Origin of the sequence: Vibrio sp. 10N (assembly GCF_036245475.1) — a bacterium.
Classification (GTDB): Bacteria; Pseudomonadota; Gammaproteobacteria; order Enterobacterales; family Vibrionaceae; genus Vibrio.
In genome coordinates, this window is record NZ_BTPM01000002.1 from 1,340,727 (window position 1) to 1,366,655 (window position 25,929).

Annotated in this window: 24 protein-coding genes; 8 read left to right on the forward strand and 16 right to left on the reverse strand. The window is 46.6% G+C overall.

Annotated elements, in window-relative coordinates:
• Window positions 1–47: 47 nt before the first annotated feature.
• Window positions 48–1,304, reverse strand: a complete 1,257-nt coding sequence (locus tag AAA946_RS22165; protein ID WP_338166913.1) for an MFS transporter — start codon at window positions 1,302–1,304, stop codon at window positions 48–50.
• 681 nt (window positions 1,305–1,985) lie between these two features.
• Window positions 1,986–2,141 carry a hypothetical protein gene (locus AAA946_RS22170; RefSeq protein WP_338166914.1) on the reverse strand — a complete coding sequence of 52 codons (156 nt, stop codon included), beginning with the start codon at window positions 2,139–2,141 and terminating at the stop codon, window positions 1,986–1,988.
• A gap of 299 nt (window positions 2,142–2,440) precedes the next feature.
• Here AAA946_RS22170 and AAA946_RS22175 point away from each other — a divergent pair, with 299 nt between their 5' ends.
• A complete protein-coding gene (locus AAA946_RS22175; RefSeq protein WP_338166915.1) occupies window positions 2,441–3,535 on the forward strand; it encodes a DUF3541 domain-containing protein in 1,095 nt (364 codons plus the stop codon).
• Between the two features lie 43 nt (window positions 3,536–3,578).
• Here AAA946_RS22175 and AAA946_RS22180 read toward each other — a convergent pair whose 3' ends face one another.
• A complete protein-coding gene (locus AAA946_RS22180; protein ID WP_338166916.1) occupies window positions 3,579–4,409 on the reverse strand; it encodes an alpha/beta fold hydrolase in 831 nt (276 codons plus the stop codon).
• Window positions 4,410–4,972: 563 nt separating this feature from the next.
• On the opposite strand from AAA946_RS22180, the gene AAA946_RS22185 reads away from it, so the two are divergent.
• Complete coding sequence (locus AAA946_RS22185; protein ID WP_338166917.1) at window positions 4,973–6,811, forward strand: heparin lyase I family protein; 1,839 nt, start codon at window positions 4,973–4,975, stop codon at window positions 6,809–6,811.
• A gap of 56 nt (window positions 6,812–6,867) precedes the next feature.
• On the opposite strand, the gene AAA946_RS22190 is transcribed toward AAA946_RS22185, so the two are convergent.
• Together AAA946_RS22190 and AAA946_RS22195 are read right to left on the reverse strand one after the other, a co-directional pair.
• The gene (locus AAA946_RS22190) at window positions 6,868–7,104 is read right to left on the reverse strand and encodes a GNAT family N-acetyltransferase (RefSeq protein ID WP_338166918.1); all 237 of its coding nucleotides are present in this window, start codon (window positions 7,102–7,104) and stop codon (window positions 6,868–6,870) included.
• A 67-nt stretch (window positions 7,105–7,171) separates the two neighbouring features.
• Entirely contained in the window at window positions 7,172–7,972 is an 801-nt protein-coding gene (locus tag AAA946_RS22195) for a PhzF family phenazine biosynthesis protein (protein WP_338166919.1), read from the reverse strand.
• Between the two features lie 156 nt (window positions 7,973–8,128).
• Between AAA946_RS22195 and AAA946_RS22200 the strand changes: the two genes are divergently transcribed.
• Complete coding sequence (locus AAA946_RS22200; protein WP_338167224.1) at window positions 8,129–8,281, forward strand: DUF2256 domain-containing protein; 153 nt, start codon at window positions 8,129–8,131, stop codon at window positions 8,279–8,281.
• On the opposite strand, the gene AAA946_RS22205 is transcribed toward AAA946_RS22200, so the two are convergent.
• From AAA946_RS22205 to AAA946_RS22215, 3 genes are read right to left on the reverse strand one after another with little or no spacing between them, the layout of a single operon-like run.
• Complete coding sequence (locus AAA946_RS22205; protein ID WP_338166920.1) at window positions 8,264–9,025, reverse strand: SDR family NAD(P)-dependent oxidoreductase; 762 nt, start codon at window positions 9,023–9,025, stop codon at window positions 8,264–8,266. The two genes, AAA946_RS22200 and AAA946_RS22205, sit on opposite strands and share 18 nt — an antisense overlap.
• An 11-nt stretch (window positions 9,026–9,036) precedes the next feature.
• Window positions 9,037–10,587 carry a cryptochrome/photolyase family protein gene (locus AAA946_RS22210; protein WP_338166921.1) on the reverse strand — a complete coding sequence of 517 codons (1,551 nt, stop codon included), beginning with the start codon at window positions 10,585–10,587 and terminating at the stop codon, window positions 9,037–9,039.
• A gap of 57 nt (window positions 10,588–10,644) precedes the next feature.
• The gene (locus AAA946_RS22215) at window positions 10,645–11,988 is read right to left on the reverse strand and encodes a DASH family cryptochrome (RefSeq protein WP_338166922.1); all 1,344 of its coding nucleotides are present in this window, start codon (window positions 11,986–11,988) and stop codon (window positions 10,645–10,647) included.
• A 142-nt stretch (window positions 11,989–12,130) separates the two neighbouring features.
• Between AAA946_RS22215 and AAA946_RS22220 the strand changes: the two genes are divergently transcribed.
• Both AAA946_RS22220 and AAA946_RS22225 read left to right on the forward strand, forming a co-directional pair.
• A complete protein-coding gene (locus AAA946_RS22220) occupies window positions 12,131–13,381 on the forward strand; it encodes an NADH:ubiquinone reductase (Na(+)-transporting) subunit B (protein ID WP_338166923.1) in 1,251 nt (416 codons plus the stop codon).
• A gap of 221 nt (window positions 13,382–13,602) precedes the next feature.
• Window positions 13,603–14,625, forward strand: coding sequence for a GGDEF domain-containing protein (locus tag AAA946_RS22225; protein ID WP_338166924.1), 1,023 nt, complete (start codon window positions 13,603–13,605; stop codon window positions 14,623–14,625).
• A 74-nt stretch (window positions 14,626–14,699) separates the two neighbouring features.
• Here AAA946_RS22225 and AAA946_RS22230 read toward each other — a convergent pair whose 3' ends face one another.
• Complete coding sequence (locus tag AAA946_RS22230) at window positions 14,700–15,272, reverse strand: hypothetical protein (RefSeq protein WP_338166925.1); 573 nt, start codon at window positions 15,270–15,272, stop codon at window positions 14,700–14,702.
• Between the two features lie 155 nt (window positions 15,273–15,427).
• On the opposite strand from AAA946_RS22230, the gene AAA946_RS22235 reads away from it, so the two are divergent.
• Window positions 15,428–16,975, forward strand: coding sequence for a DUF3612 domain-containing protein (locus AAA946_RS22235; RefSeq protein WP_338166926.1), 1,548 nt, complete (start codon window positions 15,428–15,430; stop codon window positions 16,973–16,975).
• A 472-nt stretch (window positions 16,976–17,447) separates the two neighbouring features.
• On the opposite strand, the gene AAA946_RS22240 is transcribed toward AAA946_RS22235, so the two are convergent.
• Complete coding sequence (locus tag AAA946_RS22240; RefSeq protein ID WP_338166927.1) at window positions 17,448–17,924, reverse strand: methylated-DNA--[protein]-cysteine S-methyltransferase; 477 nt, start codon at window positions 17,922–17,924, stop codon at window positions 17,448–17,450.
• Window positions 17,921–19,279 (reverse strand): DNA-3-methyladenine glycosylase 2 family protein, encoded by a 1,359-nt coding sequence (locus tag AAA946_RS22245; protein ID WP_338167225.1) that lies wholly within the window; start codon window positions 19,277–19,279, stop codon window positions 17,921–17,923. Before AAA946_RS22245 ends, AAA946_RS22240 begins: the two co-directional genes overlap by 4 nt.
• 280 nt (window positions 19,280–19,559) lie before the next feature.
• Between AAA946_RS22245 and AAA946_RS22250 the strand changes: the two genes are divergently transcribed.
• Window positions 19,560–19,961: a DUF413 domain-containing protein gene (locus tag AAA946_RS22250; RefSeq protein WP_338166928.1), complete on the forward strand. Its 402-nt coding sequence runs from the start codon at window positions 19,560–19,562 to the stop codon at window positions 19,959–19,961.
• 92 nt (window positions 19,962–20,053) lie between these two features.
• On the opposite strand, the gene AAA946_RS24180 is transcribed toward AAA946_RS22250, so the two are convergent.
• Window positions 20,054–20,296: a YfgJ family double zinc ribbon protein gene (locus tag AAA946_RS24180; RefSeq protein ID WP_445206118.1), complete on the reverse strand. Its 243-nt coding sequence runs from the start codon at window positions 20,294–20,296 to the stop codon at window positions 20,054–20,056.
• 325 nt (window positions 20,297–20,621) lie between these two features.
• Between AAA946_RS24180 and AAA946_RS22255 the strand changes: the two genes are divergently transcribed.
• On the forward strand, window positions 20,622–22,310 hold the full coding sequence (locus tag AAA946_RS22255) for a phospho-sugar mutase (protein ID WP_338166929.1): 1,689 nt from the start codon (window positions 20,622–20,624) through the stop codon (window positions 22,308–22,310).
• A gap of 70 nt (window positions 22,311–22,380) precedes the next feature.
• On the opposite strand, the gene AAA946_RS22260 is transcribed toward AAA946_RS22255, so the two are convergent.
• From AAA946_RS22260 to AAA946_RS22275, 4 genes are all read right to left on the reverse strand, one after another.
• A complete protein-coding gene (locus AAA946_RS22260) occupies window positions 22,381–22,674 on the reverse strand; it encodes a hypothetical protein (protein ID WP_338166930.1) in 294 nt (97 codons plus the stop codon).
• 14 nt (window positions 22,675–22,688) lie between these two features.
• Window positions 22,689–23,138, reverse strand: a complete 450-nt coding sequence (locus tag AAA946_RS22265) for a hypothetical protein (protein WP_338166931.1) — start codon at window positions 23,136–23,138, stop codon at window positions 22,689–22,691.
• Between the two features lie 141 nt (window positions 23,139–23,279).
• Window positions 23,280–24,752, reverse strand: a complete 1,473-nt coding sequence (locus AAA946_RS22270) for a methyl-accepting chemotaxis protein (RefSeq protein WP_338166932.1) — start codon at window positions 24,750–24,752, stop codon at window positions 23,280–23,282.
• Between the two features lie 13 nt (window positions 24,753–24,765).
• Window positions 24,766–25,617: an ABC transporter substrate-binding protein gene (locus AAA946_RS22275; protein ID WP_338166933.1), complete on the reverse strand. Its 852-nt coding sequence runs from the start codon at window positions 25,615–25,617 to the stop codon at window positions 24,766–24,768.
• Window positions 25,618–25,929: the final 312 nt, after the last annotated feature.

The following is a 25,929-nucleotide window of genomic DNA, read 5'->3' on the forward strand; positions in this document are numbered from 1 at the left end:
AAAAAGGAGCATAAACGCTCCTTTTTCAGTATTTAAGTCATGCAGAATTACGCATGCTTAGTATCAGCTGAGTGACCACTTGATAGCTTCTCACGTGTCACAATCCAAATCGCAACAAATGCTACCGCCGTCAATACACCAATAGCCACTGGCAATGCACTCCAACTGAACTCTTCAACCGTGAAGCCGCTGATCGCACTACCAGTTGCAAAACCGATAGAGATAAAGAACATCATTAGACCTTGAGTATAACCCGCGCCAACACGAGTAAGGCGTGAGGCAACCGCTGGAGAACACATGTCAGTAACAGTGATACCCTGAAGGTAAATAATTACCAATGCCACTGGCAGAATAACGGTTGGGATAAACTGTAGCTCTGCGATGAAGTAAAGCGCAGCAATTACAACAATTGATGCTACAGTACAAAGCTTAAACAGTGCTGTAGGACCAAATTTAGCCGAGAAGCGTTCTGCCGCAACAACGACAATCAAGCCAAGTACCGCAGAGATAGACAGGCTGGTTGCCGATAGCGCTTCCGATACAGTAAAGGCGTTTTTCATCAGGTTCGGGAACTGAGCTTGGAACGCACCTTGCCCAGCACACAGTGCTGCCACTGCAAATAGGAACAAACCAAACTTAGAGAAAATCACTTTAAGAAGATTCACTTTTTCTTGCGCTTCTTCCGCGGCCGCTTTTTCACGAGCTTCCGCCGTGTCTAGTACGCGCTGACCTGCCTCTTTATTGGTTAGGAAAGTAATTACTGACAGTACTGCAACCGTTGCCATCATAGTGTAGAAGCTTGTTTCATAACCAAAGCCACCATCTGTCAGTGCAGCCAATGCGCCACCGCCAAGCAAGGTACCGATGATCGCTGCTTGCGCCATACGACCCAATTTCAGCGCTTCCGTCTTGTTGTCGTAGCCTGCAAACGCAATAAATACAGGGTTAAGCATAAGCAGAGTTGCTGAACCTAAACCAAAGAACACTGAACCAATGGCCATGATATTGAAATCCGTGCCCGCGGCAATGTAGCAGAAGCCAGCAATGATATATGCCACCATACCCAAGAACTGAGCTAGGCGGTGTGCTTTAAATTTGTCTGCAAGCAATCCAATCACAGGAGCAGCAAGACCCGCCACACCAAAGAAGCCCATTGCAAGACCAGCATTCGCAAAGCTGCCTGTACGCTCTGCAACGAAAGCTGGCATGACAATCGGAATGAAAACGAGCTGTACAAAGCCGTAAGCAAGGTGGGCAGAGAACCAAAGTTCGATCCCAAGTTTGTTAAATAGATTTTTTAGCATAACTATTCTGCGCATCCCTCTTGCTAGTCTGATTGCACTGTCTACTCTCAAACCGCAAAATTTCAGCAAGCATCCTTCTGGTAAATACGTAGGCCACCGTGGCCTTTCATTCTGACTGGTATCAAACAAGTACAATAATCCTGCGAGCGACATATTAAATGTTACTTACGATGTAACATTTATTTATGTTATCGACCGAATATATTTCGTTGTTTGTTGATTATTAACTTACTACCAAACTTAAATAATGAAATAGCCTGAATCAATATTTTGAACAAATAGTCATGCTCAATGTCTCAAAATCATAAAGTCTTCTAATTTCAAAAAGCCAATTGTTAACCAAAAGATAATAAAGATAAATAACATGATCAGTTTTGATCCATTACTGTTAAAAGGTGGCGTTTTTTATAGCTTTAGCGACCTATATATAGCAAAACTAGAACAACACCCAACCCAACGCAGTATCGAATAGATAACAAAGCAGCTAATTAATTCGTCTTTTCTTCTCTGAAAAATATACCACAGTAAAATACTTGGGTATTTTACTGTGGTATATTTGAAGTTGAAAAAACAAAATAGAATTAGATTTAAAAGTAATGATTAGAAAATCGATTTATTAGATTTTTGAGGCAAGGGAATATTAAACAAGAAAGTGAACCAGCAATTGCTGGTTCATACAGGTTACAATTTCTTCATGTTTTTAGGACAGGTATCAAGGTGAGTCGTCACCACTAACCCCGCTTCAGTTAAACAGATATTGCCAGGCTCACCCGCATCGTCAGCCAAAGCAAAAAACGAACAAACCGTGCTAAGCACGAAAACCACTAATGACTTCATTGTGAAAACTCCTTACTAAAGCCTTGTTCTACGAGACAATCTCCGTGCCTCGCCTTCATAGCATAGTCAAGGAATGCAAAGACCAGCAAAGAAATAGCACGAATTTACTGTATAAATACACACCAAAAATACAACACCGACCATTCATTCATCAAGCCAATAAGAAGGGGTGAAAATAATCACTCATTAACATTTTTGACATCAGCCATTCAAGACACCAATAACTCTGACCAAACCATTACAAACGACTGTCGGTTTGTTCCTACACTTGGACGATCTTGAAGCGGAAGGAGAGCGCTATGCGACTGAATAAAAGAATACTGGTTTTAATTCTGAGTGCCTTTTTGGTTACAGGTGCTAGTATCTTTGATCTAAACAATTCTCCTAGCCAGCATCAACTTCAGGCTTACGCTAACGTGGTCAAAGACACCTACGAATCCGGGCTATTTTCTCTCTCGCCATATAAACAAGGGCACTTTGGGCTACGTATGTATCGCCAGACACAAGAAGAGAAATACCATACCGCTATTTTGGTCGACCTTGCTAACGTCACTGATCGATTAAATAAAATGGCCGCTGAAGTCACCACACCCAAAGCGATTCGTCAGCATTCGCTTGCTCGCCTCAAAGAATACAAAAAAGGCAAAGATGAACGAAGCCAACGTCGCTATGCTGCAACCAAAGACAATCCTGATTATTTCTACATGGGATTAGACCTTCTCAGGTACCTCGCTAGGTTGCAAGAATATGGCGTCACTCATAAAGCAGACAAAAAGCTCCGCCAAATACTTCGTAGCTATGATTTCAACAGCGTACTGACAGACAAACAGATGATTACGGCTTGGGCTGCGCAACTCGCCAACCAAGCGTACTGGCTAAGGCAGATCGGTGAACAAGATTTGGTCGCAGAATTTACCCAGGCTTTTAAAACAACCTACCCAGACCGTGAAGATTACCGTTTAACCAATCAGCAGTTTGGCAACAAACTCTATGGTATGACACATATCATATTGGCGGATTCGGGTTACTATCAAAGGCCCGTGAGCGAGCAAGAACACCAATGGATTTATGACTACTTTCGCCGCAACATCGACGACATCATCAAACACACTAAAGAAGATATTATCGCCGAAGTCGGGATCAGCTTCTTACTCGCAGGGCTCGATGATGATCCTGTCGTTAAAAAGACCCGTGCGGCGATCGCCCGCGCTATCGATAAAAAACATGGCATGATTCCTTCGGTATCTGGTGATTTTGACTTCGCCTATGGTGAACATCGCAACGTACTGGCGATCATGCTGCTTGACTGGAATCCACCCTACATCGGCCCCAATGTATCGTCGGACCCGAAACTCTTTAAGCGGCTGCCCTATGGTGTTCGACCTGCGGCATAAAGCAAGCCAGCAGATCTATATAGGCGAACGCTTTTGGTTTGAACTACTCACTGGCAGGCTCAAAGTGCCCCGATTGCAAAAACTGCACAATCAACCCTGTGACGTGCGGATCGCGGCGTAGCCTGTCATGTTTAATGTCCACTTCAATAAAGTCCTGCATCCCTTTTAGCTTGGTTGATTCTACCGAGACTAAGCCATCATTGGTCTTTGCAAACATGCCATTAAATACTGGGTAGCTTTGTGTTCCAGCAATCACACCAAAATTGTAATTAGGGAGAGGGAGCCGATTTGGAAAGCTCTCAGGGCTGGTTGTCAGAGACTCTGCAGTCCCCCCGACCAAGGAGAGCATCCAAGTATCAGAAAAGAAGTCAGCGACATCACTGCCATGATTAGGGGTACCAACAAAGACCACATTGCCCATTTGCTCAGAGTGAACAAAGTCTGGATGTTGGGCAAGATAAGAACGAATGACCAGACCACCAAGTGAGTGACCAACAAAATGAATCTTGGCATGATTGGTCACAGGATGACTGGTTGAAACACGATCGGCAGCACTATTCATCAGTGCTTGGCTATCTGCCGACTGCCTAGACGCTTTGAATTCCGAGATACAACGGGAGAGCTCATCGGCACTTTTTGCTAAGGTATTTTCAATTGGCTGACGGAGTGTTGGATAGTCGACCACACACACTTGATAGCCTTGCTCAGCAATGCCATTGGACATGTTTTGCATCGACCAAGCGCTGCGAGCCAACCCATGAACAATGACCACTTGCTCTGCATGGTGGGCAGTGAACGCTTCATCGGTGACATCCATTTCAGGTTTGCTACATCCTACGAGTAATAATGCGGGTACAAGCAGTGCCCATTTCATCCGCCTCATGCTACTTCTCTCCAAACCAGTTACTAACTGTTAGGATATCAAACTGGTATTACCTGCACTAGCAGTGAAGGGGGAGATTTTTGTTCCAAATTACAACATATTACCTAAGCGTAAAATACGTGAAAAACGCCGAAATTAAGCCACTGATATAATAGGCAATTCAATTAAAGAAACTGGAAAACAGCAACAAACTTTCACTCAGCAATCCATTTGCAAACCGGTACACTCAACTGTGGAAGCGAAATCAAAGTGTTGCCGCATCTACGCCATGACTCTAGCGACTCAACTTTCCAACAAGGCCGCATAACCACCCGAAACACAGGGCACTGCTAACGAAAACGTGCGTTTTAAGGCACTTCAAAGATATAGCGCCCATGAACCAGAAAACTTTCTACAATCCATGCGCAATCATTCAGCCTGCCAATATAAACCCAGTTTGATATACAAGCTAACTTCGCTATGTTGAAGAAGAGTGCACTCCTAATTAGATTCGCCACCGCTAAATACCATTTAGCGGTGATGTTCCGCTTGCTAGAAGATTAAGGAGTGGCGTTATGCCCACAACAATAAAAATCCGTTCACTGGCCTTCGCCGTTGCGCTAACCTGCGCATCAACGAGTGCGCTGGCTACCGATACAGACGGAGACGGCGTCAGTGACAGTTTGGATGTTTTCCCCTGGGATCCAACTAAATGGGTACTACCCTATCATGAGCTTCCAACCATCGTTGAGGCAGAGGACTTCGATTTAGGTGGGCAAGATGTCGCCTACTGGGATCGTGAGGCAGATAATCTAGGCTCAAAAAACTATCGAAATGAAGGTGTAGATTTCTCCAATCATGACGGAAAAGTTCATGTTGGCTGGTTTGGTCGCAATGAATGGATGAACTATACCGTCAATGTCCCAGACTCCGGCTACTATGAAGTGTCAGCGTGGCTTGGGTCAAAATCAACAACAACTCGTACTGTAGAGCTGCGTGAAGGGGATGAGGTATTAATCGAAATGCCTTTCCTATCAAGTACAGGAATAGTACGAAACTTTGAGCAAACCCAACCTCAGACACTCTACCTGACTGCGGGCGAGCACACATTCACCCTGTTCTCTCGAGATGGTTCTGTTCGTGTTGATAAGATTCAGTTCGATCTCTCCCCATTATCCAAAGACTCCGATGGTGATGGCGTCGTGGACGCCGAAGATGCATTTCCTAATGATCCAACTGAGACCAAAGACTCTGACAACGATGGCATTGGAGACAATCGCGACCTTGATGACGACAATGATGGCGTACTGGATGTTGATGATGATTATCCACTCGATCCTACACGTTGGGAAAATCTCACCACCAACACTCAGCCAGACCAATGCACTGGAGCAGAGAATCAGCAGCTACTGTGCGACGTACTCGCCAATGACAATGATCCTGAAAATGATCCACTCGCTATCGTTTTGGCCGAACAACCGAATTACGGCACCATCAGTATCGTAGAAGGTAAAGTGCTCTATACACCTTCTCAAGATTTCGTTGGTTTAGATGAGTTCAGTTATCGCGTCGACGACGGCTTCAATCTTTCCGAGCCAGAGTGGGTCAGCGTGCAAATCGATCGCACGACCCCTATTGAGGATGCAGCCCCTATTTACACCGCAGGCTTCGAGAATGGCGAGCCACAATCCGGCCTCAATCAAACGCTTACGCCCTCTTTTTCAAGTAGCTATGATTCATTGACTCAAGAACCAGCCAGTTATCACTATTATCAAGTCGAGAACGTGCCATGGGCCAGAACTGGCGAACACGTACTCAAGTTTTTCGGTGAGCCCCCGGCATATCGCAGCGAAATTGCCTTTATGAACAGCGACTACAATTTTGCACCTGGAGATGACCATTACTACAGCGCCAGCATTCGACCTGACGCGTCTTGGCAAAACATCACTAAGTACTCCATTATCGTGACTCAATGGAAATCGTTCGGCTCCGGACCGCACGGGGCTATTCGCTTGAGTAACAATGGCGATTTCAAGCTGACCTATCACGCTCCTAACTACCCAACGGTCGACCTGGGCATTGCGCCTCAAGACACTTGGACTGACATACGTGTCTATTTCAAAAAGTCATTGGACGCCGATGGTCGTGTGATGATCTGGGTAAATGGAGAGTTGAAACTGGATCGTTCAGGAAAAACGTTGCTGGTTGGCAACAACGGCTATACCAAGCTAGGTATGTACACCGAAATACGTGACGCGAGAACGATATACTTTGACAACGTCTCGGTATCGAAAGCGATTAACCGCTCACTGGAGCAATGGGGACAATCGCCCGTTGATGGTATCTACAACGATAGCGACAGTGATGGAGTGAGTAATGGGCTCGATCCGTATCCTTTTGATCCAAATCGATAACCAATAAGAAACACGGTCTGCGAATCGTCATTGGCGACTCGCAGACCCAAAAACAGTTAGTCTAAAAACTTCGCCACATACCAGCAGTCAGCTTCGATATCAAAATGCTGTGAACGTGCCCACTCCAGTCCTTTATCAACCAGTTGCTTTGCTATTCCTTGACCACGAAATACATCGGGTACGTAAGTGCGGGTAAAGTTTATCGCGTTGCCGTTTAATTTGTACTCCAGCACACTCTCATGACCTTCTTTTGCCACGACAAAGCGCTGTCGCTCTTGTTGGTGTTCAATCATAAAATCTCCAGATTTATGTCGGCATCAAAACGCAAAGACTAGCGAAAATCAACGCGTTAAGAAAGTATCATACGTCAATGGTGCCGCGAATAAACGTCAAAGCCTGCCCGCACAACTCAATACGCTCACTGCTCACCATCATCCCAACATAACCACCACGCTCCGAGTCTTGGTAACCGACAAGCGAGCACTTACCAAGCTTTTCTGCCCAATACGGTGCCAGCGCACAATAGGCCGACCCCGTCACAGGATCTTCGTTAACCCCAACCCAAGGAGCAAAATAGCGCGCGATAAAATCCACATCGCTCCGTGACGACTGGGCGGTCGCAATCACGGCACGACCATCAGATTCAAGCAACGCATTAAAGTTAGGGGTTAAGTGATGTAAACACTCTTCACTTTTCAGTACCAGAAAGTCTTTACCGCCTTCAACCTCACCATAAAACTCAATATCATCGCTGCGCAATCCCAACGCGGCCAGTCTCTCTGTTGACATTGCTGAACTTGGTAGAGGGGGATACAACGGAAAGTCCATCGAAATGCGCGCCCCTACTTTTTTCGCAGACAGCTCTCCTGACAAGGTGTGAAACGTAAACTCTCCTTCATCACCAAGCAACCCAAGCTCGTCCAAAACGTTGACCGTAGCCAACGTACCATGACCACAAAGGGCCACCTCTACCTGCGGCGTGAACCAACGCAAGCGGCTGTCATTAAGAGATAAAAATGCCGTTTCCGATATCGCCATTTCTTTGGCGATATTCAACATTAATGACGCTGGCAATGGCTGCTGCGTTATGCAAACCCCTGCGGGATTGCCCTTAAATGGCTCGGCGGTAAATGCGTTCACCTGATAAATATCGAGTTGCATGAGTCTTAACCTTTATCATCACTGCTGTGTAAAGAATAGATAATAAACCACTGAATATCTCAATATTGCTATCGTAACCACGGAATCATCGTCACATTTGTCCTGTTCATGGCGTGAATTTCGTATACCACTACTACCCATACGGCGAGAACGATGATGCCCAAGAAAACCCCTCTACCGAGCAAAGAGTGTCCGGTTTGCCATCGTCCATTTAACTGGAGAAAGAAATGGCAACGCTGCTGGGACCAAGTCAAGTATTGCTCGAAGCGCTGCGCTTCGAATCGACACCGTCTACCACTCGATAAGTGACCCATCAAAGGCTAAAAACTGTCCGTTATTAGCACGCTCAAGGGATATTAAAACGCGCTTCAATAGTGAGGCCGTTTTGTCGGCGGAAAACAGCTTGTGCGCTGGCACATTAGTTTGAAATGGCTTAGACAGCGGCGTATCAGTGGTTCCCGGATGGAGTGCCACGGTACATGAATTAGGCATTAAACGCCCCCACTCAATGCTAATATTTTTTATTGCCATATTCAGCGCCGCCTTAGAGCAGCGGTAACTATACCACCCCCCTAAACCATTATCGCCAATACTGCCAACCCGAGCCGAGATCGTGGCAAAACGGGGAAGAGAGGACCGCCTCAAAAGAGGTTGGAGATGCTGAGCGAGTAACAAGGTAGGCAAAGTATTAATTTGGATAGATTGCGCAAAGTGCTGAGGGTCAATCGATTTCAGATTTTTCTCAGGGAGCTGTCCATTAATAGACAACAACCCCACGCAATTTACCACCCAGTCAAGACGGGCACCATCGGCAGTGCTTTGCTCTGATAGCGCGTCATTAAGCCCGCTGACCAATCTTGGGTATTGCTGTGGATCCGACACGTCCAATGGCAACCAATCAATGTCGCGATACTGTTCCGCCTCACTAGGAATGTGTCGATGATACGTCGCTATCAATTTGACATCCGGCAACGCCAACAATGCTTTGCAGAGCGCCCAACCTATTCCACCCGATCCACCAACAATAAGGATATGTCTCGATTCCGCCGCCATTTTACACTCCTTCACAACTCATTGATTCGGGCCAAATTGGCTTCTGCGGTCGTCAGATGTTCGTCCTGAACTTCTGGTGCCATCCTATCCCAAGTTCGGTAAATCATCGCGACGCGCGGGTTTCTCGCCAATCGTTCACGATGTTTGTGCATAAAGCGCCAGTAAAAACCATTAAATGGGCACGCTTGCTCACCACTTCGCTCCTTAACGTTGTAATAGCATCCGCCACAATAGTCGCTCATTTTGTTGATGTAGCCCCCGCTTGAGCAATAAGGCTTGGTCGCAATCTGTCCGCCGTCGGCATACAAAGCCATTCCGCGAGTGTTTGGCATCTCTACCCACTCTATCGCATCCACATAAATACCGAGATACCACGCCTCCACTTGATCTGGGTCGATTTCAGTAAGCAGCGCAAAATTGCCAGTAACCATGAGTCTTTGAATGTGGTGGGCATAAGCGTATTCCAGCGATTGGGAAATCGCGTGTTGCATACAGCGCATTTTGGTTTCACCCGTCCAATAGAATTTCGGTAAAGCTCTGCCTGCCTCAAGCGCATTTTTTCGTTTGTATTCGGGCATGTTGCTCCAGTACATACCGCGAATGTACTCTCGCCAGCCAAGTATCTGTCGAACGAAACCTTCAACTTGCGCCAAGCTGATCACACCGTCGGATGCAGAGTAAGTGTCAATGACCGCATAAAGCACCTCTAATGGCGACAGCATTTTACTATTAAGAGAGAACGACAAGCGGCAGTGATAGAGACTCCACATTGACTCGTGCTCCGCCGTCATTGCATCTTGAAAACGTCCAAAATTTGGCAAACAAACTTGGCAAAAGTGGGCAAGCAAATTCAATGATTGCTCTCGGTTTACCGGCCAGAGTAATTGTTGCCCAACTTCACCAATCGACCTGATGTCATGGCGCACCAAACGATCAATCACGCTGGCCGTTGAATTCGCGAACATCAATGGCGCTGGCAGGTCATTTAGGTCATTAATTTTTAGTTTGTTCCGATTATCGGCATCAAAGCTCCATTTACCACCTAGAGGTTTATCTTCGTTCGCCATTAACATGCCATGTCTTCTGCGCATCTTGCGATAAAAATGGTCCATGACGATCGCTCGGCCTTTGGGAAACAGCTCATTAATCTCAGAAAAAGGCAGCAGAAAGTGCTCCGTATCGACTTCGTTGATAGTGATATTGGGAAGTGTGAGATGGCGAAGTTGTTCCAGTAAACGCCACTCGTCAGGGCGCTGATACTGAAACTGTTCAGCGCCATAGTGACGACATTTTAGGGCTACCAGCTCATCGAGCGATTCAAACTCAGCGCTATCGTCGAGGGTCAAGTGCTCTACCTGGTGCCCCAAATCCGTCAGTGATGTGGCAAAAGATTCCATAGCAAGGAAAAACGCCACTTGTTTTTGGATATGGTGAGTGACATAGTCTGACTCTTGCTTTAGTTCCGCAATGAGGTACAACACCCCCTTATCAACTTGCGAGAACCAAGAATGCTGTAAGTTAAGCTGATCACCCAACACGAGCCGAACCGTGTGATACGTCATCGCTACTCTCCTCTCTGCTTCATGATGGTGAGGCTTCGCTAATACCGTCAGCACCCGTTATTCTTTATCGAGCGGCCAATCCACCATATCAACAGCGTCGATGTTCATGGATATTTCACCACCTTCCCATTTACGAGTAAAAACTTCATCAGGATCATAGAGTTGTGCCTGTTTCTGTAAGTCGAATCGCCTATGTCCGCGAGGATCTGCACCGACGCCCGCAAGGTATTGCCAATTTCCCCAATTGGAGCCGACATCGTAATCAATCAGAGTATGTTGAAAGTAGTTGGCGCCATAACGCCAATCGATCGCCAACTCATGAACCAAGCAACTAGCGACCAATTGACGACCGCGATTCGACATGTACCCCGTCTGCTTGAGCTGACGCATACAGGCATTAACGATGGGATATGGCGTCGTACCGTTAACCCATTGTCTAAAGCGCTGAGCATAAAACGAGGTCAGCGGTGGTGAGCGTTTAATGCCTGAAAAAGCAAATAGCCGCACCCCATGACACCGCGCATACCAATGGAAGTATTCGCGCCAGAGTAGTTCAAATAAGATCCAATAAGTGGATTCGTTAGCACCGAACCGCCTTTCAAAACGATGCAGTTGACTGACTATCGACCTTGGCGACACATTGCCATTGGCGAGCCACAGTGAAAATTTAGTAGAGCTTTGCCAGTCATCTAATGCGTTGCGCGTTTGTTTGTAGGTTAACGCCGCGTCGGTTTCAAAGTAGCCGCGCACATGAGCCAGCCCAGCAAGTTCGCCACCGCGAATACCATCCCCTAGATCCAGCGCCTGCTCGAAGCATCCATAGGCAGCGGGAAGACCTTGGCGATTGTTAATCGGAGGAGGCAGCTCAGTGACTGTGCTGCCCGGTAATACAATTGGCTGCTTTTCAATGAGCTTTCGAAACTTGGAGAAGCTAGCCGGCAGATCGGTGAGGTCAAACGGCAGTGTACTTTCGCTGTGCAGACTGTGGCTTTGCCCCCTGTGTACGTTCAACCGAGGATAGTTCCGAGACACATGTTCAACCACAGTATCTACATACCAACTGGCTGTTTGAGCAACAAACAGGTCAGTGATGCCATAGCGATTGACCAATTCGGACAACTGCTCCGCTGCTTCGCCCAAGCTGTCTGCCCGCAACTTGTGGAGCACCTGCCCGATTTGCATTAATGATTGGTTCAGCTCTCCTACGGCTTGCATCGCAAAATGTTGTTTGGGCTCATTGTTGATCTCGATAGGAAGAAAGCGCCGCTCAAATTGAGTTTTCAGTTCGGGAAAAAATAAGCAGTGGAGTGTTTCAACCTCACGCGCGGCTTTGGCAAGCAGTGCATTGTCATGGAGCCGGAAGTCGTTATAAAACCAATATAATCCTCGTTTGGTGGTCATCTTTGTCTCACTTTATTCGGTGCGTTTAACGTTTACATTCCCTACACATACGTACAGCCGCGCCTGTTAGCTTAGTCAATGAGTGGACGGTTCGCGAAATACACACGTAATAACTGTGTGTAAGTTAGAAGAGGCATGCGTTATGGCACTCAAAAAAACACTCGATAATCTCGCCCCACACTTTGAACCGGGAGGAAAGTACCAAACCTACTATCCACTATATGAAGCTGTCGCCACCCTTTTTTATACACCAGGCCATGTCACCAAAGGCCGCACTCATTTAAGAGACAGCATCGACTTAAAACGCATCATGATCATGGTGTGGTTAGCTGTGTTCCCAGCGATGTTTTGGGGCATGTACAATATTGGTAACCAAGCTACCGCAGCACTCACTGCCACCTACACACTTGAGCAGCTCGCACCGGTTGTTGAACAAAGCTGGCGACTGTCTCAAGCGTTTGGCTCACCGCAAGCACTGGCATCTGCTGGATGGGGAAGCGAGATGTTCTATGGTGCGCTCTACTTTCTGCCAGTGTACGCAACCGTGTTTATTGTTGGGGGTTTTTGGGAGGTATTGTTCTCGATAGTGCGCAAACACGAAGTGAACGAAGGGTTCTTTGTTAGCTCAATCTTGTTTGCTCTCATCTTGCCGCCCACCATTCCTTTATGGCAAGCGGCTCTCGGTATCACCTTCGGTATTGTGGTCGCAAAAGAAGTGTTTGGCGGTACAGGTCGTAATTTCCTAAACCCTGCTCTGGCCGGCCGAGCCTTTCTGTATTTTGCCTACCCTGCACAAATGTCAGGGGGCACCGTGTGGGTCGCAGCTGACGGCTACTCCGGCGCTACGCCTTTGAGTCAATGGTATGAAGGGGGGCAAAGTGCACTGGTTAATAACATGTCAGGCGAAACATTGGCGTGGAGTGATGCGTTTTTGGGCAACCTCCCCGGCTCCATGGGTGAAGTGTCAACTCTATTCATCTTACTGGCAGGGGTATTTCTGATCGCAATAGGGATCGCCTCTTGGCGTATCGTCCTTGGGGTACTCATAGGGTTAACGCTCACAGCAACGCTACTCAACCTGATTGGCTCCGACACCAACCCCATGTTCTCCATGCCAATATGGTGGCACTTCGTCATTGGTGGTGTGGCGTTTGGTACCTTCTTTATGGCAACGGATCCGGTATCCGCAGCGTTCACTGACACGGGAAAACTGGCTTATGGCGTATTAATCGGTGTTATGACCATTTTTATTCGTGTGCTCAACCCTGCCTACCCGGAGGGGATTATGCTGGCAATTTTATTTGCTAATTTATTTGCCCCACTGTTTGACCATGTCGTCAAAGAAGCCATGGTTAAGCGCCGAACACGCCGCATAAACAAACTCAGCAGATAGCCTTTTAAGGTGCCCAAATGGTAATCACAGAACGCAACGGCATTCATAAGAATGCTGTTGCGGAAGCAAGATCACGTCTTTTTTAGTGTCTATTTTCAAAAACTAAGGATCCAAAAGTGACAATTTACTCATCTCATTAGATAATTAAACGGCTGTACAGTAAAAATAACTACAAGAAATGATAGCAATTATCAGAATGAGCCAAGGACACTTAAGGGACTATGAAAAAAAATGATTTTCAGAAATCAGCTGCCAATCTGAAAAAAGCAGTTCCGTTGATGGTCAAACATCATGTACCTGCAACGCCGGCTAATTACGCGTTGTGGTACACGTATGTTGATCAGACTATCCCTGAGTTAAATGCTGACATGGACGCCATACTCAAAGATTACGACGTTTTACCCCCTGTAAACTCCGCTTCACTTTACCGAAACCACATTGCAGACAAAGCCGAAGTTGACCTTAATGGATTAAAGGAAAACCTAGAAGCGATTGTGACCGAAATGTCGAGTTCGATGAGTGATGCATTAAGTGATACCAACGAGTTTTCACAAGCCCTTGAGCACAGCTTTGACGGCTTATCATCAAGCCTCGATGCGGAACGTGCACCTACGCTTGATGAAGTCATGCCGCTTATCAAGCAGCTCGTTGACGAAGCCAGTGAGATAAGACACTCAACCGATTTTATTCACGGCCAATTAAAAAATGCCAGTGATGAGATCAGCAGACTCAAGTCCCAGCTGGCCAAGGTACAATGTAATGCAATGTTTGACAGCCTCACGACGCTATACAATCGTGGCGCTTTTGACGCAGATCTAACTATGTTTTGCGAAGCCAAGCAGCCGCTTAGTTTGATTTTGTTAGATATCGACCACTTCAAGAAATTCAATGACGAAATGGGGCACCTGTTCGGTGACACCATTTTGAAAGGCATTTCGCAGCGTCTGAAACAGGCCTGTCGTGGTGGCATTACTGCGTATCGTTTTGGCGGGGAGGAGTTTGCACTGGTTGTGCCGAACAAATCGCTACGAGTGGCAAGACAGATGGCCGACGCATTGCGCTTAGCCATTGAAAAGATGACCATCAAAGATCGTAAGAACGGGCAAAAAATTGCGAACATTACCGCCTCTTTTGGTGTGGCGGAATTTGTTGCGGGCGACAGCTATGCCTCATTGGTTGATCGCGCAGATAAGCAGCTTTATGACGCTAAACGCTCCGGCCGAAACCGGGTTATGCCCTTCTAAAAAAACGCCCCACCATAAAGGCGGGGCAATACTACCAAAGGAAAATACGGTAATAATAAACGTGCTAGCGTGAATTAAAATGCGAAGCTGAATCCTAGTGTGTAGTCATCTCCATTTTTTGCCGTGTATTCTTTATCTTCACTGCACGCGCGCGGGCGACCCTGCCCATCACCTTTCACAAGGCTGACCCAGTGACGAATGCCTGACGCGTGACAGTTTTCTGATTGACCGAACGTAGTACACGTTTCAAGCTGAATATCTTCAATTTCCACCAGCTCCAAATTACCCGTGCCTTTTCGACGTCCTATTGTCACCTCTAAATGCGTGCCGCTTTCATCACGAAGTAGAATCCCTTCTGGTGAACACTTGTCTCCTAGATAAGCGACAAAATGCTTAGCGCGCTTTAGACCCGTATGCTCACCATTTTTGAAGTAGGCTTGTACATGGCGATAGTCAATTTCGTAGCTCACGACATCCTCATGAGAACCTTTTTCGAGTGGAAACAAAGTGTCTAGCAGCTGCTTGGCCATCTTTTGCTTTTCCATCTGCTCATCAGCTTTCACCATTTCGACAGCGAACACGGCTTCTGCGATAAAGGTTGAATGGTTCTTATGAAGTTCTGTTTTATCGAATGTCAGCATGTTCATAGTCTTTCCCTCTTGCAGCTGCTAATCCAGTTTAGAGTATTTAATCCAAACGGACGTTTAAATTTATATTCGTTTTGTGATTTGTATACTTTGTAGACTAGCGTGTTTTTTACTACAATTTCACAACAAAAATTTTACAGTGTGAATTTTACAAAATGCCAGTGTCAAAAAGTCTGATCCGCCAGTCCCATTTTTTGGGCACCAAAGTACGTAACTTACGCAAACGCAACCATTTAACTATGGAGGATTTGTCTGCACGCTGTATTCGCGTCAATCCTGAGTACGCACCTTCTGTCTCGTATCTTTCCATGATTGAGCGCGGCAAACGTGTTCCAAGTATCGATATGTTAGAAGTTATCGCCGAGGTATTTCAAAAGGACCCAGCTTGGTTTCTCGACAATGAGCCGGAGCCAGATGAAATTACCCCGGTAAAAGGCAACCGTGGTGGCATCAGCGGTATGGCACTAGAGCCGAGCTTTCTGTTCTCGAATGACATTTTGCAGATAGCCATTCCCGAAATGCTGTCGCAAACGGGGATCACGGGTCGTCAATTTGCCCACTTGTTGATACGTGCACATCAGGAAAGCCTGCAGAACCACTTTCCCGACCTTGAACGTGCCGCAGAAGACGTTGGCTTGAAACGACTTAATCTCTCAATTGAAGATCTCATCGATATTGCTAGCGATTTGGGGCTGCGCGTGCAATGGGTAAACCGGACACCAAAAGATGTGGTGGACGAGCTTGGGGTAAACGCCAAACAATTAGTGACATCGTTTTTCGAACCACCAGGCACCATCTACCTCAACGAGATCCTCAAAGCCTACCCAACGCGACTAAAATACGACTTAGCCGTGTATATTGGACATCGAATTTTACACCGCGATGAGGGGTTAAAAAGTGTGCTCAGTGTGGGTAATCAAAATACTTGGGACGATAGCACTCAACCTCAGTCCTCTTCAGCATTAAACTCGCAAGACATATTGCAAGCATGGCGCGATTTTGAATCCAGCTTTTTTGCTGGCGCCCTGCTTTGTCCTAAAGTTCCATTTAGACAACTCCTTGACCGCAGTGGTTATGAGATTGATGTTCACAAACGTGTCGGCGTTTCCCCATCGGTAGCTATGCGCCGTATGACCGTCGTATCGCCCTACCCACACTGGCACTACTTCGATGCCTACGGCCCCGGAAAACTTAAAGCGGTCTACCGCGGAAATGGTATTCCGCTTCCGTGGGGAAATATGCGGATGGTTAACGATCCCTGTCAGCATTGGGCTGTATTTAGACGACTGTCTGAGCCGCAAAATGGTTCATCAGCACAAATCTCGATTTTGAATGTCGGAAATGAGCCAAGGATCTATTGTTGTGAATCCATCAACATGACCGATCCGGCGGGTAACAATCGCGTGCTTTGTGCTGGTATAGATCTCAACCCTGCTATTGATGCTCAAGGTGGTAACGCTCTCGACATCGCCAGTGAGTTAAAACAATCCTGTGTTGCCGGCGGTGGTAGTGTCGCTATTCCACGTCACATAAAGAAAGATCTGCAAACCGTTGCCAAGATACTGAATATCAACTGGGTGGAGCGTGGTATAGAAGGCGACGCACGATTGATTTGCTCTCGAGGCGCAGTATGTCCACGAAAACCAAGCTGCTATGAGGGTTGCCAAGAAGAGACAAGTCAGTCCCTGGGAGACATTGTTTAAATTGGAAGCCTTGTTTCACAAGGTTGTATTCAGGGTGAACGAGTAACAACCCAAGTCAGAAAGGACAACTGGCGATAAAGCCCAGAAATAAAAAAAGCCAGCCACAAAATACGTGTGACTGGCTATATACAAGTGTGAACAAAATAGGTTCACTAACAACGTCAGTTGGCTAGGTGACCCTCGGCTTAAAAAGGGTCACTCTTAGTAATGCAGTATGCGTGCCAACTTTTAAAATACGTTTTTTTGTTGATTTTGGCTAAATCTACACCAATTTCATGTAAATAGCGTTCATATCTCTTTTGCAAATTGCAAATATCTATGCAATTTGCAATTAAGGGCATTTTCATACTAGGAATAGTGATAAATTACGCAACCATAAAGTGAAATTAGTTGCACCTTGTGGCGCACAGAGAGTGCGAAACCGATCGCTCAAATGAATAAAATCCTGTCAGATTCATAAGTCTGATTAGAATCAAAGCATTACAGATTCTAAATTCAGCAATCTAAGTTTTCGCTCAACGCCCCCTGCATACCCAGACAGCTTGCCATTTTTGCCAACGACTCGATGGCAAGGGACGACAATAGACAGCGGATTTTTTCCATTTGCCGTTCCTACAGCTCTCACCGCTTTAGGATTACCAATTCGATTAGCCAACTCTTGATAACTAATGGCTTCACCATATGGTATCGCGCAAAGTGCTTGCCATACTTTACGTTGAAATTCGGTTCCAACAGGTGCAAGTGGTAACGTGAACGTTTGGCGCTCACCAGCGAAGTATTGTTTGAGTTCACATGCTGTTTGAACTAAAAGAGGGTGAGTGGGGTTGTGTGTGCCCAGCTCATCAGGGCGAGTCGTATGTTGCTCAAACCAGATCCCCAATACACCTTCATCGTTAACTTGGACTGTGATCGGCCCTAGCTCACTATCGAGCACAGCGTAATATTTCATGAAAAATGACTCCAACAGTGCAGTGTGGCATAGCTGCCCCATGGCGCAGTATGTTCGGCACTGACTATACTATGATTGATAAGATGTTTTTTAACGATTAAGTCAGAGCTAAGCAATAAGTCTGGTGATGACAGCCCCCGCATTTTGGCATAGTTCACGGTCCACGGCCCAATCCCTTTTATCGATAACCAATTATCAGGATGGTCATCAGGGTGTTCACAAAGATAGTTAGCTAAGCGAGAGAGAGTCGCCTTTCGGCTTTCTGGCATGCGCAAGAAACTGAGATCTTTGCCTGCTACATTCTCGGCTGTTGGAAAAACTCGCTGTCCAGACAGGCGCTGATCTAGGGTTTCCGTCAGCAAATTGAGCTGACCAACGGCGGCTGTTACCGACACCTGCTGTCCAAGCACTGCTCTCGCCCCAGCTTCCCACAATGATCGTACACCCGGTAACCGAAGGCCAGGCTTTATAATAAGCCCTTCGTCAACCGAACGCAGATGGGATTCGACCGAGTTAATATCAGTATCAAGATCAAATACACGCTTGATTTCACTCAACAAACTGGCAAGGTGAGTCACCTGTTCCAACTCAAATTCTATTCTAACTGACTGCTTTCCCTCTAGATCGGCAAACAAACGGAACCAGCCCAGCGTTCCATCAATATCGACGTAGCGCTCATAGCTTTGCTCCGTCACATACTCAACATCACGAATGGCGCGCTTTTGGAAAAAGCTCAACATCGCGGGCCAATCATAAGCACCGCGATAAGCTAAATACACCTCATTGCGAGCAGTCACTTTGCCCTCACTGCGACGCAGTTGAGATGGCGTTAACTTTAACGTTTTTTTAAACGCATCGTTAAAACGACGCACACTATTAAATCCGCACGCAAAGCCAATATCCGCGATTGATAGCTGACTATGATGAAGTAACTGTTTGGCGAACATGAGTTGCTGATATTGCGCATATTTTTTGGGGGCGATTCCGAGGTGAGTCTGAAATAACTGCCTTAAATAGCGACTACTAATGCCTAAACGTTCACTGAGCGCTTCACAACTCGATTGGTTCAAGGCACCTTGCTCAATAAGAGTAAGTGCACGGCGAAAACTCGTCTCTGCACCCAGCCAGGCCCATGAGTTAGGGGCGCTCTCCGGACGACAGCGCAAACAAGGTCGATAACCCGCTTCAAGCGCAGCGTGTGCGTGTTTGAAATAACTCACATTCTGCTCTTTGGGCAAATTAGCCGGACATATCGGCCTGCAAAATATCCCTGTTGTTTTGACGCCAACAAAGAACACGCCGTCAAAACGCGCATCGCGTGCTAGCCGAGCCCGTTGGTACTGCTCATGGGTCATTGATATCGGAGTTGATGTCACTCTCGCGCCTCGTTTAATCCATTACTTGCTCCCAGTGTAAACCATGATCGCTTCAACATTAGCCATTTTCGGAACTCAATAGGTGTGTGCTTCGCAAGGAAAGCTTCATCACATTGTCATTTAAGCTTCAAATATTCGCGTAAAAGTAACGACTTACCGAACGCTAAAATAAATCGTTTGGCAAAATTTCAAAAAATGCCAAAGCTCTGTCTATACTGTGGCAGAGTTCGATGATCAACGTCATTTTATGAGGGTGGCTATGTCTAATGTAGATTTTCGTCTAGGAAAGAGACCGTTCTACGACAACAAGCGGTTTCGACGTGGGTTTGCAAAATCCGGTGACTTTACCATTGCTGAAGAGGAGATATTGATCCGCTTCGGAGATACGATGAACTTACTTGAAGGTGGAGAGCTGGCACCTGAGTCGGACGAGGAGCGCCACTTCCTTCAAGTCGTCGCGGATGAAAAGCAAGCCGAGAGTAAGCTTGAGAAAACTTGGATCAAGTATGTCCACTTGGCGCGAGACCGAAAAAAATTCCATACTCTCAATGGGAAAAAAGCAGCCGCAGCTGAGTCTATCGACGATGAGTCTGATTACGACAATAACAATGACGATATTGGCAATGACATCGTCGATGACGAGCCACGCGCAGACGAATAATCGCTAGCATTATTAGGGCTGACATTGAAACGACTGACGCCCAACCTAGCTGTTGGGCTTTCGCTTACGACTCAAATTAGAAAGGCAAACGCTTAAGTGGGAGTCAACGCCCATCGAATCGCAGTACGCGATTTAGGCATTCTGCAAGCATTGCAATAATAGCTGACGTTGCCACACGCTTTCATAGCATCCAGCTTAGTATCGCAATCCGGACAAAATGGGGTTTTATTGAAGCTCACCTGGCACTGAGTGCAAGTGCGACCCTGTTCATTTTTCACTTCAATCTTGCATGTTGGACAAGCCAACGTCAGTGCTTGAATCGCTGCGTGATCCATGTTCTACCTTTTACTTAGCGCTTCTCTCGATCAATTCAAGAAGGCAACGTCAACAGATAGCCCAGTATAATTCCTCACCGACTTTGATGACAAAACCACCAGGCACTGACAATTGAAGTTTCAAATAGAAAGTGGACGCAACTATCTACTGCTTTAATTCTTTAGCTTCACCTCAACGCATAGACCTGACTGGCGTTCATTGAACTAATATTTATCAAACACAGTTTAATCGATTGCCACCGCAGAAATGAGAGTAAGAGTCATTTACAATTATAAATATTAAAGATGCCACATCTGCCCATTCACTGCGGGTAAGGAGAACACCATGGCCACAGCAATCACCCAATGGTTAGCACGAGATCCGGATCCAAAAACTCGTCAAGAGCTTCAGCAACTTATCGATAGTAACAATCAACAACAGCTGACAGATAGATTCAGTGCCCGCCTAGCTTTTGGTACAGCAGGTCTCAGAGGTAAGGTCGGCGCCGGTCCAAATCGAATGAATCGACTCGTCATCCAAGAAACCGCAACAGGACTTGGGCAATATCTGCTTGAGCAAGTCGATGATGCGGACACGCGAGGTGTGATTGTCGGCTATGATGGTCGAATTGATTCAAAACAGTTTGCTCACGATACCGCCTGCGTACTCACCGCAATGGGTATTAAGGTCTATTTGACCAGCCAAGTCGCGGCAACGCCGATTGTCGCTTTTGGCGTGAAAAAATTTAACGCCGCCGCAGCGGTCGTCGTCACAGCGAGCCATAATCCGCCAGAATATAACGGTTTCAAAGTCTACTGGGAAAATGGTGCACAAATCATTCCGCCCCATGACGCTGGCATCGCAAGTAAAATTGACCAAGCCACCATCAAGCCACTCGCTTTAATGCCCTTAGAGCAAGCGAGCGAACAAGGCCTGCTGAAATGGCTAGAAGAGGAATACTACCAATCCTATCGCAGTGCCATGAATGGCAATCTATTGCTAAAACGTAGCAATCACACTGACGTTTCCATCGCCTACACCGCGATGCACGGTGTTGGCGCCGAGATGGCGGAAACCTTGCTCGCCGATGCCGGATTCAAGCGCGTCGCTAGCGTTGCGGAGCAGCACGAGCCTGATGGCACCTTCCCCACCGTCAACTTCCCAAATCCGGAAGAAGCTGGCGCCATGGATATGGTGATGGCGCTTGGCAAAGCGCATGACGCGGACATCGCCTGCGCGAATGACCCAGACGCTGATCGCTTCGCCGCCGCAGTAAAACGTGAGGATGGCAAGTATCAAATGCTAACTGGTGACCAAGTCGGTGCGCTGTTTGCCGACTACCTTCTGCAGAGTCAGCCTAATGCGTTGGTCGGCAATACGATTGTGTCTTCCAGACTATTAAGTGCGATAGCCAAAGCGCATGGCGCGCAATACTACCAAACACTCACCGGCTTTAAATGGCTCACCAACATCGCCATGGAGCAGCAAAGCGAAGCCTATCCGTTCCTATTCGCCTATGAGGAAGCACTAGGCTATACCATCGGAAATCAAGTGTGGGATAAAGATGGCCTATCGGCACTGGTTGCGTTTGCACAATTGACGGGTGAACTAAAGGCGCAGGGTAAAACCATCTGGGACAAGCTCGAAGACTTGTATCGACATCATGGCTTCTACTGCAATGCGCAGCGCAGCATTGCGCTCGACCCGAATTCGCCACCTATCGGTGACAAGTTACGGAAGCAACCACCAACCCAGATTGCAGGGCAAAAGGTCACCGTGACTGAGGATCTTAAGTCTTCAACACGCTTATTAGCCAACGGTACGACTGAGCACGTCAATTTACCTACCAGTGATGTACTTATTTACATCCTTGAGGATAAATCGCGTGTTATCGTGCGCCCTTCTGGCACCGAGCCTAAATTGAAGTGTTACTACGAAGTTATCAGTGACTTTCCTGAAACGATGAGTTACGAAGAAGCGAGTAAGACTGCGGAAGAAAAGATGAATGCATTAATCCATGCCCATCAACTATAAAGGCTTTTGAAACGCCAATTGCCGCCAGTACAATTCTCGGTAATTGGCATTCATTATTGCTCACACTTGGTCAAGAATTCAGCCTGCACTCTTTGGCAATTACTTGCTGGGCAAGTAACGTTATTTCTTTGAATCTATCCATAGAGCCAAAGCGAGCAAAATGAGGTTCTACAAAATCACACGATCCATCAACAACGAGTGCTAACCTCATCAACGCGACAGCATCACTCGGATCCATCTTCAATTGCTCTAGGCTCACTCTAAACGCAGCTTGGAAGTTATCTTGCTGATAATAAGCATCGTATCGTTTCGAAAGCTTCGTATACTCTGTTGAGATGGAAGTATCATTTGCAATAGCAGACAAAGAGAACGCCAAAGCTAGCGAATAACCAAATCTCCGGCACCATTTGGAACTTTGGACAAAAAATCTTTCCATTGTCCTGGATGAATTGTTGGGCAACCAGCAGAACCTTTCCATGTTGTTTTGTACCCCCAGTGTACATGAATGTAATTAGCTTTTTTTCCATAAGCTGGAAAATTAGGATTACTATTTACTGTTGGCACAAACTGATTATCGTTTACCACTAATGCCGGTAAATTTTTATGTGTGCCATGTTTGATGTTATATGTTCCTGAACGAATGTATGGATAGGCAGCGTGCCCGCTAATTTGGGGCTCTCGCGGTTTATAAGGGTTCGGCGTCGAACTACCTTTAAAGGTACCTAACACATCCCCCTTTTCATCGTAAATCACTACTTTTTGTGAGTAGACTGGATCAACCGTTGTACCTTCTTTTTCAAAAACAATTTTCCATTTTTTACGCACCATAATCACCTCACTTGCAACAGATGAGCAGTAGCGATAGTAACCCTATTAGAAAGCGACGAATGAAACAGATAGACAATTTGCGATCACTTCTAGGTCGACTAGCACTTCACTACTACTTTCACTGGTTATACGCAATCGTGATTAGTACCTAAAACGACGGATCTGACTATCCAACTCGGTCGTATTCAAGGTAATGGCCTCAGCCAAGGTTTGTAGTTCATTGTTAACACTGCGCATATCTGCTGCGCTAGAATCAAGCTCGCGCATATCCCCTGCAACGGTATTGCTCACATTGGACTGCTCTTCACAAGCACTCGCGACAGAATCAACCATAGCGTTGATGCTAGTCACAGCCTCAATCATCTTAGTCAGCGCAAGCTGCGCTTCATCTGAGCTCACTTTGGTGAGTTCCACCAATTGCTTAGATTCTTGAGTCGCGTTAAACGACTCGGTTGCCTCTTGTTGCAGGCTTTCAATAATGGATTCTATTTCGCTGGTAGAGTCGTGAGTCTTGCTTGCAAGCGCGCGAACCTCATCAGCAACAACGGCAAATCCGCGGCCACTTTCACCTGCTCGCGCCGCTTCAATGGCAGCGTTTAGAGCCAGAAGATTGGTTTGCTCAGCAATCGCTTTAATCACTTCAACGACGCGGCCGATGTCGTCACTTCGGTTCTTAAGCGCGTTGGCGCGCTCGGCAGCAGTCTCAAGGTTAGCGGACAGATCTTCGACATTTGAGACATTCTGCGTAATCGCTTGTTCGCTTGAAGCCCCAAGAGAAAGAGCATCATTTGATTTGAACAGAGTGTTCTCTGTGTTGGCTGCAATTTCACTCGTCGCCAGATTAAACTGCTCAATCTTGCTCAGGCTTTCATGAGTGAGCGCCAACTGATTTTCAGTTTGCTGACTTACTGAAGTGCGCACGGCTGTAATAGCCGAGCCATTCTGCTTTAAGCTGTCTGTCGTTCGAGCCGTATCGATGACGATCTCCTGCACTGTTTCAACAAAGCGATTGAAGGCTTTTGCTAAGTCGCTCACTTCATCGTTTGAGGTTGCTTGTACTCTCGATGTTAGATCGCCGCCACCCGCGGCAATATCATTCATGCTGCTGGCCATCCCCTTGATGGGCGTCACAACTAGGCGATCCATAATGTACCCAAGAGAGACGATAACCACTAAATACAAGGTACCGAACATTAACATCGAGCGGAGCATCAAATTGTCTAGCTCATTGCGCGCTTGCTCACTATTAAAACCAAGTGAAACCGAGCCAATTGGCAAAGCATCCCACTCAATATCAATGCGAGATTCAAACTCAGCCGCCTGCTGGCGAATTTGACTCATCTCTTTGCCATTTTGGTCGCGAACCACGATGCTCGAGATAGTGTCATTCTTGATGTATGCCTCAAGAATGCTGGCAATCAGCGCTTTGTCATACACATACACCGGCTCTTGCAAGATAACTTGCAGCTCCTGCTCGATTTCTTCGGTAACCTTCGCTAAATCCGCTTCCACATTTTGCTTGGTCAATACATATTGGACAGACAAGGCAATCGCTGTCACCAGCGTCATGACAAGTGTCACCACAAGAATAATTTTTTTGGTCAGTTTGTTCATGTTACACCTGTGGTTACTTAGCTAAAGGGTCAAAGAAAAAGTGCTCAGGGATGGCTTTCGTTGCAGCGGTGACGTTTGGATTTTCCAACTCAAATACCACGCGCTCACTCAAATTTGCTTGTTGCAATGCAGCTTTGATCTCATTGTCCGCAAAGAACATAGTCTCGTAGAGCCCTTCATTATGGATTTCGAGCATGATGTCATGGAGATGCTGCTTTAATGCATCATTGCCTTTACGCACAAACAGAAGGTAAGGCATCTTGTAGCGAAGCATCACGTTTCCATCTACCTCCAATGGAAGGTGCGGGTGAGATTTCACTTCAGCCCAAGGCTCCATCACACCGCGCATAAAAGCATCGCAGCGATTGCCAGCAACCAGCATGTCGAAAATATTTGGGTACTTGAGCGATTTTGCGATAGATAGTCCATTCGCTTCCAGTATCTCGGTATCGGCCCACGTTTTGCCTGAACAAAGTGATAAGCGCTTTAGATCGGCAACAGAGTTAACCGTGGCTAACTTATTGGTTCGCTCTGTGCTTACCAATCCGATACGCATGCCCAACATGCCGCGATAAATGGGAAATGGAATCGCGTCAAAGCGCGTTTCAAGGTCCTGATTGGTCGCAGTCCACACCACATCTAACGTGCCGCTTTCTAAATCAGCGAGTAATCGAGTCCCTGCAGGTTCGCCTGTTTTGGCGTAGATAAAATCGATGGAAGAGTACTGCTCGGAACGAGAAATGATCTCTTTTAATAAGGTTAAATGGAGTTTATCGTCGTCAGGCTTACCGGCAAGCCTTAGCGGCTGGGCAACGGACGACAGCGACAATACCCCACACAAAGTAGCGAATAGCAACTTCTTCATGGTGCACCTAACATTCTGATACTAATAACAACCACCGCCATGCAAGAAACAACAGCGGTACAACGGGTTTGTAGGGGGAGGGATTTGTCGCATTTACGATCTACGCCGCAGTATGCCACTGGTTTTTTATTGTGACGAAATGTAACGATAGAACGATATACAGTCAATCATTCGCTGAGACAGCAAAGAGAAGTTAATTAGACTTTATGACTACCATCACAGACCGTAGCCTGGTCATTCCTCCGCTCATTAGACAGTAAACAAAACAATAAACCAAGCAACGCCAATTATTAGTCACAAAAATCACCTTGC